Below are 1980 nucleotides of genomic sequence, written 5' to 3'. Positions count from 1 at the left end.
GGAGCCGTGTGACGGGAGACTGTCACGCACGGTTCTGAGAGCGGCGGTGGGTGAGATTCCCGCCGCCGACTCACCTCTCCACGCCCCAACCCGGCCCATAGACCCTCGTAAACCATTGACCGACAATGCATTAACGAACTTCCGCGAGTGAAATTGACTGCCCCTGTCCGAGTGGACAATCGTCGCGGCAGGTGATCGAAGAGAAACGGCATGGTTCAACGCCGATACCGCCATCGACGCCTTCATCCGTGAATCGATCGAGTACCCGACGATCCGATTGGAGAACACGTCCTTGACAGCGCACAGATACAGCTTCCCTTCACTGGTGGCGTGTTCGGTGATGTCTGTCAACCACGTCGCGTTCGGGCGGGTGGCGCTGAAGTTGCGCCCGATGAGGTCGTCGTGGACGGGCGGACCGGCCTTACGGTTGAGCCCGCGTTTCTTGGCGAACACGCTCCAGATCCGCTGCGCTGAACACAGTCTGGCGACCCTGTTCTCGCCGGCGCGGATGCCGCAGGCGGGTAGTTCGTCGGCGATGAATCGGTAGCCGAACGCCGGGTCGTCGGCGTGGATGTCGAGAGCGGCGTTGATCAAATGCGCGTCGTCCCAATCCCGTTGTGAGACAGGGCTTTGTTTCCATTTGTAGAACGCTTGGGTGGAGAAGCCGAGTACCCGGCAGGTCACCGTGACAGGGATCCCGTCAGCGGCCAGGTCGAGGACCAGCGGGTAGCTCATTGTGGGTTGACGTCACGCGAGAAGTAGGCGACCGCGCGGCGCATGACCTCGGCTTCTTGTTCCAGCTGGCGGATCCGTTTACGCGCTTCGCGCAGCTCAGCGGACTCATCACGGGTAGTGCCGGGCCGATGCCCGTCTTCGATGTCGGCTTGTTTGAGCCAGTTCTTCACGCAACTCTGCGAGATCCCGAAGTCCTTCGCGATCTGAGTCAACGAGGTCTCGCCCCTACGGGCGACGGCCACCACGTCGCGTCGGAACTCCTCGGGATACGGCTTCGGCATGGTGAACATCCTTCCAGCGAGGAGAAATCCTCACAGGTCAGGAGTCAACCAAACCGAGGGCAGTCCCGCGGTGTATCTGCTGCTGGCGGGTGTGTTGTTCGAGCAGATCGGTTACCGGCGGGTGTGGGCGCGGCTGGTTAGCGGCCTGGGCGGGCCTGTGGTGGCGGCGCCGAGCACCTCGGCGGTGTCGCAAGCATTGCGTCGTGTCGGTAGCGATGCGCTGCGCGCATTGTTCGGCCTGGTGGCCGGTCCCGGTGCGGGCGCGGTGCGGTGGCGTGGCCTGCTGGTGTGCGCGATCGATGGCACGACGTTATTCGTGCCGGATACCACGAGCAATTCTCGTGTGTTCGGCCGGCAGACCGGCCGGCCCGACGCGGCGGCCGGGTATCCGATGGTGCGGCTGTTGACGGTTGTGGCGTGTGGCACGCGCACGGTCATCGACGCCGTGTTCGGTTCCTACCAGGTCGGGGAGACGAGCTGGGCGCCTCGGTTGCTGGACTGCCCGAAACCGGGGATGCCGTTGCTGGCCGACCGGAATTTCGCTGCCGCCGCGTTGATCGAGCAGATCTCCGGGACCCGCGCGGACCTGCTGATCCGGTGTCGTGCCGACCGCCGGCTCCCGCCGGTCGGGCGGTTGTTCGACGGTTCGTGGCTGGCGCGTGTGGGCCCAGTGCTGGTGCGTGTCGTCGATGCCGAGATCGTGGTTCGTGACGGCGACGGCGGTGTCCGCCGCACCGTCCGTTACCGGCTGATCACGACATTGACCGATGAGAAACGTTATCCCGCAGCGGAATTGGTGGATCTCTATCACCGGCGGTGGGAGATCGAAACCAGCTATTTCGAGCTGAAATCGTCGATCCTGGGCGGCCGTGTGCTGCGGGCGCGTCGGGGGTGTCATGGCAACCGTGTAAGTCCGGGCGATCTGTGATCAGATGCCCTCGGACGGGCGGTTGAAGGAGAGATT

The 1980-nt window shown here is 64.1% G+C and carries 1 protein-coding gene and 1 pseudogene; one reads left to right on the top strand and one right to left on the bottom strand.

Translation table 11 applies throughout. The features are described 5' to 3' along the window. Positions 1-1016: pseudogene (locus A5789_RS32750) on the bottom strand (IS3 family transposase); the annotation flags it as partial. Between the two features lie 70 nt (positions 1017-1086). Here A5789_RS32750 and A5789_RS32740 point away from each other — a divergent pair. Then, a complete protein-coding gene (locus A5789_RS32740) occupies positions 1087-1944 on the top strand; it encodes an IS4 family transposase (RefSeq protein ID WP_064906993.1) in 858 nt (285 codons plus the stop codon). Positions 1945-1980: the final 36 nt, after the last annotated feature.

The organism is Nocardia sp. 852002-51101_SCH5132738 (assembly GCF_001665695.1).
Classification (GTDB): domain Bacteria; phylum Actinomycetota; class Actinomycetes; order Mycobacteriales; family Mycobacteriaceae; genus Nocardia; species Nocardia nova.
Note: the sequence above shows the minus strand (reverse complement) of the source record. Positions and strands in the feature narration are given on the sequence as shown.